General features: G+C 71.0%; 10 protein-coding genes. 5 read left to right on the top strand and 5 right to left on the bottom strand.

The genetic code is table 11. The annotated features are described in order from the left end of the window. Window positions 1-48: 48 nt before the first annotated feature. The 4 genes from HY68_RS04675 to HY68_RS04685 form a co-directional block, all read right to left on the bottom strand. The gene (locus HY68_RS04675) at window positions 49-1,779 is read right to left on the bottom strand and encodes an ABC transporter substrate-binding protein (RefSeq protein ID WP_041984733.1); all 1,731 of its coding nucleotides are present in this window, start codon (window positions 1,777-1,779) and stop codon (window positions 49-51) included. A 138-nt stretch (window positions 1,780-1,917) separates the two neighbouring features. After that, window positions 1,918-2,016, bottom strand: coding sequence for an Ms4533A family Cys-rich leader peptide (locus HY68_RS46180; RefSeq protein ID WP_328583444.1), 99 nt, complete (start codon window positions 2,014-2,016; stop codon window positions 1,918-1,920). Window positions 2,017-2,073: 57 nt separating this feature from the next. Beyond that, window positions 2,074-3,429 carry a DUF3152 domain-containing protein gene (locus HY68_RS04680; RefSeq protein WP_041984735.1) on the bottom strand — a complete coding sequence of 452 codons (1,356 nt, stop codon included), beginning with the start codon at window positions 3,427-3,429 and terminating at the stop codon, window positions 2,074-2,076. An 8-nt stretch (window positions 3,430-3,437) separates the two neighbouring features. After that, window positions 3,438-4,415 (bottom strand): alpha/beta hydrolase, encoded by a 978-nt coding sequence (locus HY68_RS04685; RefSeq protein WP_041984737.1) that lies wholly within the window; start codon window positions 4,413-4,415, stop codon window positions 3,438-3,440. A gap of 119 nt (window positions 4,416-4,534) precedes the next feature. Here HY68_RS04685 and HY68_RS04690 point away from each other — a divergent pair, with 119 nt between their 5' ends. The 4 genes from HY68_RS04690 to HY68_RS04705 all read left to right on the top strand — a co-directional run bounded on the left by HY68_RS04690 (window position 4,535) and on the right by HY68_RS04705 (window position 6,374). Continuing rightward, complete coding sequence (locus HY68_RS04690; protein ID WP_041984740.1) at window positions 4,535-4,717, top strand: hypothetical protein; 183 nt, start codon at window positions 4,535-4,537, stop codon at window positions 4,715-4,717. Window positions 4,718-4,858: 141 nt separating this feature from the next. Further along, on the top strand, window positions 4,859-5,512 hold the full coding sequence (locus HY68_RS04695; RefSeq protein ID WP_041984742.1) for a TetR/AcrR family transcriptional regulator: 654 nt from the start codon (window positions 4,859-4,861) through the stop codon (window positions 5,510-5,512). A gap of 141 nt (window positions 5,513-5,653) precedes the next feature. Then, window positions 5,654-5,881, top strand: a complete 228-nt coding sequence (locus HY68_RS04700) for a DUF3107 domain-containing protein (protein ID WP_041984746.1) — start codon at window positions 5,654-5,656, stop codon at window positions 5,879-5,881. A gap of 223 nt (window positions 5,882-6,104) precedes the next feature. Then, window positions 6,105-6,374 (top strand): hypothetical protein, encoded by a 270-nt coding sequence (locus HY68_RS04705; protein ID WP_041984750.1) that lies wholly within the window; start codon window positions 6,105-6,107, stop codon window positions 6,372-6,374. Between the two features lie 86 nt (window positions 6,375-6,460). On the opposite strand, the gene HY68_RS04710 is transcribed toward HY68_RS04705, so the two are convergent. Further along, complete coding sequence (locus tag HY68_RS04710; protein ID WP_041984752.1) at window positions 6,461-7,207, bottom strand: ferritin-like fold-containing protein; 747 nt, start codon at window positions 7,205-7,207, stop codon at window positions 6,461-6,463. 342 nt (window positions 7,208-7,549) lie between these two features. On the opposite strand from HY68_RS04710, the gene HY68_RS04715 reads away from it, so the two are divergent. Beyond that, window positions 7,550-8,998: DEAD/DEAH box helicase (locus HY68_RS04715; protein WP_157874431.1), on the top strand; the 1,449-nt coding region annotated here is incomplete at its 3' end.

Raw genomic sequence — 8,998 nt, forward strand, 5'->3', positions numbered from 1 at the left:
CCGAGGCGGCGGGCGCCGCCGCCTCGGACACCAGCAGATCTGCCGTGGTCACTTGACGGCGACCCGCGACACGTCGAGCACGCCGGTCCAGTCGCTGATGACGACGTTCTTGACGTTCTTGCCGACGAGCCGCTTGTAGACCGGGTGGAACAGCGGCACGTCGAGCGCTTCCCCGCCGAGCTTCTTGTCCAGCGCGCCCCAGCGCTTGGCGGCGGCCGCCGGGTCGGTCAGCTTGTTGATGTCGTCGATCTCCTTGTTGACCGCCGGGTCGTCGAGCTGGGCGTGGTTGAAGTTGCCCGCGCCGTCCTTCACGATCTGCCGGCCGTCGAAGATCGGCGCCAGGAACGGGCCGCCCGAGGGCCAGTCGCCGCCCCAGTGGGCGAGGAAGAAGCCGGGCGCCTTCGCGGCGGTGCGGGTCTTGTCCTTGTAGGCGTTGTTCTCAAGACCGTCCAGCTTGACGGTGATGCCGGACTGCTTCAGCCCTTCCTGCACGGCCGTCGCGATGGTGGGGCTGTTCTCCCGGTCCTCCAGCGTGGAGTGGGTGAGCGTGACGGTCAGACCGTTCGGGTAACCGGCCTGCTTCAGCAGCTCCTTGGCCTTGGCCGGGTTGCCCGACTTGCCGGCCGGGAACAGGTCGTACGGCGCGTAGCCGTACGCCTCCTGGTCGGGCAGGAAGGTGGTGGCCGGCTCCGCGAGCGCCGAGCCGCCCGCCGCGTTGATGACGCTGGTGCGGTTGATGGCGTACGAGATCGCCTGGCGCACCTTGACGTTGTCGAACGGCTTGACCTTGGTGTTGAAGGCCAGGTAGTTCGTGTAGCCGAAGTGCCCGGTGCCCACGCGCTTCGAGAGCGCGCTGTCACCGGAGACCTGCGCCAGCTCGGCGGGGCCGAGGTTGGTGTCGGTGGTGACGGCCGACGCGTCGGCGCCGGTGCTGGTGGACAGCCGCTGGTTGATGACGGACGGGTCGAGGCCCGACTTCACGTCGATGGTGTCGGGGTACTGCTGGCGCCTCGGGTCCGTCTTCTGCGACCAGTTGGTGTTGCGGGTGAGGACCATGTGCTCGCCGTCGCCCTCGTTCTTGACCACCTTGTAGGGGCCGGAGGAGATCGGGTGGGTCTCGTACTTGGCGCCGGTGTCCTTGCCCTTCGGCACGGGCGTGAACTGCGTCTGGGTGGCGAGGAGCGGGAAGTCGCCCTCGGGCTTGGAGAGTTTGAAGACGATGGTCTTCGGGTCGGGCGTCACGATCGAGGCGAGGCCCTTGGGGTCCTTGTACGGCCCCTGGTAGTCGGCGCCGCCGACCAGCCAGTCGCGCAAGTAGGGCGCGCCGCCGGAGAGTTCGGCGGCGAAGGAGCGCTCGATGCCGTACTTGACGTCGGCGCTGGTGATCGGGGTGCCGTCCTCGAACTTCAGCCCGTCCTTGAGTGTGTACGTCCACTCGGTGGCGTCGGCGTTGGGGCGGCCGGTGTCGGTGGCGAGGTCGGGGACGACCTTGTTGCCCGCCGGGCCCGAGCCGGGGCCGCGGGTGGTGAGCGTGCGGAAGACGAGCGTGGGGATGTTGCCGCCGCCGGAGGTGTACTGCCGCGCCGGGTCGAAGTCGGTCAGCGGTGTGGTGTTCAGCACCGAGAGGGTGCCGCCCTTCTGCGGCTTGCCGCCGGCCCCGTCACCGTCCTTGGAGCTGTTGTCCTTGGGTCCCGCGCAGGCCGCGGCGCCCGCGACGACGACCAGGCCGACGGCTGCCGCTGCCAGGCGGCGGGATATGAGGGACGGTTGACGACGCATCGGAAGACCTCTCGGAGTGCTGTGGGAACAGCGGATGACTGCGGGGGGTGGGGCCGGTTGGAACGGGCCCGCACACGCGGCGAGAGGCCAGGCAGGGGTACTGACGGGACGCGACGCCGGCGCGCGCGGAGGCGGGCGTCAGCGACAGAGGATGTCGGCCACGCACAGCGGCGTCACACCGATGAGCGTCAGCTCAATGGCGATGTGACCGCAGAAGCTTGCGTGGCGGGACGGCATGCCGAGAAATATGGAGGACCCGCCCCCCTCTGTCAAAGGGCGGCCGGGTCCGTGATGTCAGCCTTTGGGGAAGACCCAGGGGTTCGGACGGCACTTGATCCCGTCGATATCAAGGGACTTAGTCTGCTGTTGCATGACAGGCGCCAGGGCCCCCGGCGTGCGGCATGTCACATGGCTGTGGCCGAGCCGGTGGCCGACCTCGTGGTTGATGAGCATCTGCCGGTACGGGTACATCGCGGCGGCGCCGAAGGTCTTCGAGCCCTGTGCCCAGCGGAACGCGTTGATCATGACCCGGTCGGTGCTGGCCGAGTCGCAGGACACGTTGTCCTCGGTGGTGTCCAGACCCGACTTGGCACACCAGACGGCGGTGGTGCCGGGGCTGGCCAGGGTGATCACGAAGTCGGGTCTGCCGGTGGAGATCCGCTCGAAGGTCTTGGCCCCGTCATGGGCCCAACTCCGGTCGTCGTTCAGGGTCTTCTGCACGGCGTCGGCGAAGAGCGCGCCGTCGAGACCGAGGCCGTTCTCGATGTCCACGCGGTAGCGGAACTTCTCCCCCTTGCCGGGGGCCTTCACCGCGCCGGAGACGGGGGTGAAGCGGCCGGACGCCTTGAGCTTCGGCGAGAGCGGGAACTGCTCGGCCATGAGCTGGGTGTACGTCGGGGCCGCCGGCGGGGCCTTCACCGGGCGCGGCGGCGGCACCGTCTGCGTACCGGCCCTGGCGGCGATGTCGCCCGCACCGTCGGCCTTGGCCGTGGGCTGCTTGCCGCCGTCGGCGACCTGGCCCGCCACGACGATCGCGAGGACGGTGGTGACCGCGGCGGCGGCGATACCGGTGAAGGTGCGCCCCTTGCCGCCCTTCGCCGACTGCGCCTCGTCGGAGGCGCCGGGGCCCGGCGATGCGGGCTCGTCGGGCCCCGCCGGGTCGGGGGCCGGGTCCGGGTCAGGGGCATCGCCCGGTGCTTCGTCCTTCGTACCGGCGGCAGTTGGGCCAGGACGCCGGCCGACGGGCGGCGCGTCGAAAGCGTCGAAGGTGTCGAACGCGTCGACGAACTCCCGTCGTGGGCCCGGGATCATCGGCGCGCCGGTGACCGGATTGGTCAACCGCCCCGCCCCCGCCCGCCCCGCGGTCGCCCCGGGACGCGCCGCCGCGCCCTGCCAGTCGCCGTAGCGCTGCCCCGAACCCCAACCGCCGCCGGGCTCACGCTGTTCGGGATGGCCGCCGCGCACCTGCGGCGCGCCGTGACCGACGGCGGTGTGCTGACCGGGACCGAACGGGTCGAAAGGGGTGCTCGGTTCCAACGGGCCGGCGGGGCGCTCGCGCCGGTCGCCGCCGGTGGCCGAACCGGCCGCCGTGCCCGGCGTACCGCTCTGCGGGCCGGGGGAAACCGGGCCCTTGCGGCTGTGTCGTCCCACGCCCCGGATCAGCCCCTGACGTCGTCGGTCGAAGTGTCGGTCGAAGTGATGAGGTCCCGGAAGGCTTTGGCGACCAGGTCCGGGTATTCCATCATGGCGACATGTCCGGCGTCCGGAAGTGTCAGGAGCCGGGAATCGCGGAACGAACGCGACGCCTTGCGGGCCATACGGTACGACACGAGCTGGTCGCGCCCGCCGTAGATGAGCAGGGTCGGTGCGAGCACCCGCTCCGCCTGACGCCACAGCGCGTGCTGGCCACCCAGCGTGTACGCGTTGACGATGCCGCGCGCCGAGCGGGTCATCGCGTCCCAGAAGTACGGGAGTTGGAGCCGGCGCTCCATCTCGGCCACCGCGTGGTCGAGGTCTTCGTCCGACACCGAAGCGGGATCGCCGTAACACAACGCCATCACACCGCGGGTGCGCTGCTCGGCCGTCCACTCACGGGTCATCCGGACGAACAGCGAGGCGACACCGGGCAGCGCCAGCAGCCCGGTCGGCACCGCGCTGCGCTGCACCCGGAGCTCGGGCAGGGCGGGCGACACCAGCGTCAGGGTGCGTACGAGATCGGGGCGCGCCGCGGCGACCCTGGTGACGACGGCGCCGCCGAGCGAGTTGCCGACGAGATGCACCGGGCCACGCCCCGAGGCGTCCAACAGCCGGGCCACGGCGCGGGCGAGACCGGACACGGAGTAGTTGCCGTCGTCGGGCGGCGGGGAGTCGCCGAAGCCGGGCAGGTCGACGGCCTCGCCGTCCACCACGCCGGCCAGCAGCGGCATCAGCGCCGACCAGTTCTGCGACGAGCCGCCGAGGCCGTGCACGAAGAGCGCGGGCGGCAGGCCCGCCCGGGTCGCCGGTCTCGCCCGGACGGTCAGTGTCAGTCCGGGCAGCGCCACGGACCTCAGCTTCTCCCCGTCCGCGACACGGACGGCGGCGACGCGCGGAGCCACGGCGGCGGCGAGAGTTTCCGGCAGGTCGGTCGAAGGCATGCGGCAATGTTACGAGACCGTCACGCCCCGGTCTGCGTGTTCGCCGTCACAGACCATATGGCGCCGCACCCGCCCCGCTCCTACGCTCGTAGGTGAGGGAACGAGGAGAGAAGGCTGGTATGCCGGTCGACCCCGCAGAGCCCGACGAGGACAGGACCGAATCCGACGAGCCCGACGAGAGCGGAGAACCGGACGAGACCGAAGCGGCCGAGGCGGCCGTCGACAGCGACATCGAGGTGCCGGAGGCGGACGCGGTCGAGCAGGCCCGTACGGTCCCGACCGACGAGGACGAGTACCGCTGATCGGATTTCGTCGGCATTGGCCGTCTTTGGCCGTCCGGTCCGTGAAATTCTGCGTCCGCACGGCCCGCCGCCGGGTTACCCAAAAGTACGATGGGTGGCGCGGCGCACCGCGCGCGGAGATCGACTTTTTTGGGAGGCGGCGTGACAGCCATAGAGCAGACCGAGGCGGCACGCCCACGGGGGACGCGGCTGCCGCGTCGCGCCAGGCGCAACCAGCTGCTGGGCGCGGCTCAGGAAGTGTTCGTCGCGCAGGGCTACCACGCGGCGGCGATGGACGACATCGCCGACCGGGCGGGCGTCAGCAAGCCGGTCCTGTACCAGCACTTCCCCGGCAAGCTTGAGCTGTACCTGGCCCTCCTCGACCAGCACTGCGAGGCGCTGCTCCAGGCGGTCCGTACGGCACTGGCGTCGACGACCGACAACAAGCTGCGCGTCGAGGCGACGATGGACGCCTACTTCGCCTACGTCGAGGACGAGGGCGGCGCCTTCCGGCTGGTCTTCGAGTCGGACCTGACGAACGAGCCCGCGGTGCGCGAGCGCGTCGACCGCGTGGCGCTCCAGTGCGCCGAGGCGATCAGCGACGTCATCGCCTCCGACACCGCGCTGTCCAAGGAAGAGTCCATGCTGCTGGCCGTCGGCCTCGGCGGCGTGTCCCAGGTGGTCGCCCGCTACTGGCTGTCGAGCGAGTCCGCCATCCCCAGGGAGCGGGCCGTCGAGCTCCTCACCTCACTGGCCTGGCGCGGTATCGCCGGCTTCCCGCTGCACGGCAGCGAGCAGCACCCCGACAAGCCTTAGACCGCGTCCGGATCGTGCCGGGCGGCGCGTGTTCGCTGCCGGCGTTCCCCGTGGCGTCCTGTGCGCGGTCCCGCCGGGCTAATGTGTGCTGCGTACCGCGCGGCTGGCCGCGCACCTGTGACCGTTCGGAGGGACATAGCCGTGGAGGTCAAGATCGGCGTGCAGCACGCACCCCGGGAGATCGTTCTGGAGAGCGGGCAGTCCGCCGAAGAGGTTGAGCGCGCCGTGGCCGACGCGCTGGCCGGCAAGGCGCAGCTGCTCAGTCTCACGGACGAGAAGGGCCGCAGGGTCCTCGTACCGGCCGACCGGGTCGCGTACGTGGAGATCGGTGAGCCGACGACACGACGGGTCGGATTCGGCACGCTGTAGTACCCGGCTCCTTGGGCCGGTCCGGCCGACCTCGGTCGTGACGGACATTCGGGCGAAGGCCCGGCGGGACCTCCCGCCGGGCCTTCGCGCTGTTTCGGCGGGATCATTGCGCTGTCACGGGAGGGTTGCGTTCCGCGCACGCCGGGTAATGACGGCGTGACACACAAGACCGTCGACGCCGTGCCGACCGCACGCCACCCCCGATGACGCGAGGTGATCAGCAGTGGTCCTGGAAACCCTCGGATCCGTCCTGCTCGGGCTGGTCCTGTCGCTGGCAGCCGCCGGGCTGCTCGCCCACCGGCTGCCCGCCCGCAGGACCGTGCTGGGCGCGGGTCCGCTCGGCGCCCTGTTCGGCGCTTTCGTGACGCACATGGCGCTCGGCCCCGGCCACGCGCTGGCGACGCTGCTGGGCGCCGCCATCGTCGGTGCCGTACTCATCTCGCTGCTGCTGCGCCCCTCGGCGCGTACCCTGCGCCGCGCCATGCCGTCCTGAACGCCTGACGCCGTAACCGCCGTACCCCGGACCCGCCGTGTGACGGCGGGTCCGTTGTCGTTGTCGCCGTCGCCGTCGCCGGACCGTCAGGCGGCGAGGCCCAGCGCCGCCATCCGCTTGGTGTGTGCCTCGGTGATCCGCGAGAACATCCGGCCCACCTCGGCCAGGTCGAACCCGTCGGCCACCCCGCCCACCAGCATCGTGGACAGCGCGTCCCGGTCCGCCACGACCCGCTGCGCCTGCGACAGCGCCTCGCCCATCAGCCGCCGCGCCCACAGCGCGAGCCGGCCGCCGACGCGCGGCTCCGCCTCGATCGCCGCGCGCACCTTCTCGACGGCGAAGTTGCCGTGCCCTGTGTCGTCCAGCACAGCGAGCACCAGCGCGCGGGTGTCCGTGTCGAGCCGGGCGGCCACCTCACGGTAGAAGTCACTGGCGATGGAATCGCCGACATATGCCTTGACCAGCCCTTCCAGCCAGTCCGAAGGCGCGGTCTGCCGGTGGAATTCGTCGAGTGCCTTGGCGAAGGGCTCCATCGCGCTCGTGGGTTCCACGTCGATCTCGCTGAGCCGTTCGTTGAGCTGCTCGAAGTGGTGGAATTCCGCGGCGGCCATTTTCGCGAGGGCGGCCTTGTCGGGCAGGGTCGGCGCGAGTTTGGCGTCCTCGGCGAGCCGCTCAAAGGCCGCGAGCTCGCCGTAGGCCAGCGCTCCCAGCAGATCCACGACGGCCGCGTGGTACTGCGGCTCCGAGGAAGCTGTGGCCCAGTCCTGGGCGGCGATCCCGGTGGGTGTTACGGCGGTGGATTCGGGTGCGGTGGCGTTGTCGGGCGTCTCCATGCAGCGCACAATAGCCCGGCCGGCGCCCCTCGTAAGGGGCCGTCCGAACACGCCCCGCACACTGGCCCGTCGAATTCCACCAACACAGATGCGCGATTCCGGGGTACAGTGGTAATGCGCCTGCCGAGTATCCGGCGGGCGATCGCAGTGTTTAGCAGTATTGACAGTGTGAGGATGCCCGGTCGGTGGCCCGATCGGCTCCGCCCCGACCGCCCTCCGCGTGGACCGTGCGCACAGCTGCGTACGACCTGCAGATGAGGGGCCCCCTCAGCGGCACGAGCGCTCGAGCGACGGCAGTGGTCCCGCGCCATCCGGCCAACCCACGGCCGGCCGAGTACCCAGGTGCGGTACGACCCCCATCGTTCGCCTCGGGTCGCGTCTCACAGAAGAGGCAGCACCCTGACTACGACTTTCCGAGAGCTCGGAATCCTCCCCGAGACGGCCGAAGCACTAGAGGCCGTCGGCATCATGTCCGCCTTCCCGATCCAAGAGATGACCCTGCCGGTCGCGCTGTCCGGCAAGGATGTCATCGGGCAGGCCAAGACCGGCACGGGCAAGACCCTCGGTTTCGGCATCCCCCTGCTCGAATGCGTCACCGTCCCCGCGGACGTCGAGGCCGGCCGCGCCGTGCCCGAGAAGCTGACGAACGCGCCGCAGGCGCTCGTCGTCGTACCGACCCGCGAGCTGTGCCAGCAGGTCACCAACGACCTGCTGACCGCCGGCAAGGTCCGCAATGTGCGGGTCCTCGCCATCTACGGCGGCCGGGCGTACGAGCCGCAGGTCGAAGCGCTGAAGAAGGGCGTCGACGTGATCGTCGGCACCCCCGGCCGGCTGCTCGACCTGGCGGGCCAGCGCAAGCTCGACCTCTCGCACGTGCGCTCGCTCGTGCTCGACGAGGCCGACGAGATGCTCGACCTGGGCTTCCTGCCCGACGTCGAGCGGATCATCCAGCTGCTGCCGGCCAAGCGCCAGACGATGCTCTTCTCCGCGACGATGCCGGGCGCCGTGATCGGTCTCGCCCGCCGCTACATGTCGCAGCCCACCCACATCAGCGCCACGTCGCCCGACGACGCCGGCGCGACCGTGGCCAACACCACACAGCGCGTCTACCGCGCCCACTCCATGGACAAGCCGGAGATGGTCGCGCGCATCCTCCAGGCCGAAGGCCGTGGCCTCGCCATGATCTTCTGCCGTACGAAGCGCACGGCCGCCGACATCGCCGACCAGCTCGCCCAGCGCGGCTTCGCCTCCGGCGCCGTCCACGGCGACCTGGGCCAGGGCGCCAGGGAGCAGGCGCTGCGCGCCTTCCGCAACGGCAAGGTGGACGTGCTGGTCTGCACGGACGTCGCCGCCCGTGGCATCGACGTCGAAGGCGTGACGCACGTCATCAACTACCAGTCGCCGGAGGAGGAGAAGACCTACCTCCACCGCATCGGCCGCACCGGCCGCGCGGGCGCCTCGGGTATCGCCGTCACGCTGGTCGACTGGGACGACATCCCGCGCTGGCAGCTGATCAACAAGGCGCTGGACCTGGGCTTCCCCGACCCGCCCGAGACGTACTCGACCTCGGCGCACCTCTTCGAGGAGCTGAACATCCCGGCCGGCACGCGCGGCATCCTGCCGCGTACCGACCGGACCCGCGCCGGGCTCTCCGCCGAGCAGGTCGAGGACCTGGGCGAGACGGGCGGCCGTGGCCGCAAGTCCGCCGCGACGGCCACCCCGGTACGGGAGGAGCGCCCGGCCCGTACGCGCACACCGCGTCAGCGCCGCCGCACCCGTGGCGGAGCGGCG

Origin of the sequence: Streptomyces sp. AcH 505, from assembly GCF_000818175.1 — a bacterium.
GTDB lineage: Bacteria > Actinomycetota > Actinomycetes > Streptomycetales > Streptomycetaceae > Streptomyces.